The organism is Paraburkholderia sp. SIMBA_027 (assembly GCF_046535315.1).
Taxonomy (GTDB): Bacteria; Pseudomonadota; Gammaproteobacteria; order Burkholderiales; family Burkholderiaceae; genus Paraburkholderia; species Paraburkholderia tropica.
The window spans coordinates 1-260 of the sequence record NZ_JAWRWY010000925.1; the positions used below are offsets into that span (position 1 = coordinate 1).

Annotated in this window: 1 protein-coding gene; it reads right to left on the reverse strand. The window is 26.2% G+C overall.

Features of this window, described 5'->3' with window-relative positions:
* Positions 1-72 precede the first annotated feature (72 nt).
* A partial coding sequence (locus tag SB764_RS41800) for a hypothetical protein (RefSeq protein WP_410867007.1) occupies positions 73-260 on the reverse strand: 188 nt, incomplete at its 5' end.

Here is a 260-nt window from a genome sequence, read left to right on the forward strand (position 1 = left end):
TTTGTGCATTGCAAAAAAAAGTCCCGAGATATAAAACAAAAGTTATTATATATTTCATAGTAGTATTTTTTATTATTGACAAGGTGTCTCAGACACATCAGTTTTTGTTGAATTTAGATTTTTTTTCACAGTTGTACCATCACTATTTATTTTTACAAGGGTTACACCCTTTACGTACATCATCTCTTCAATAAACTTTAAAAAATTCATTTCATCTGACCTATCTTTATTCACTTTAAAGTATTCTTTATACATATCAT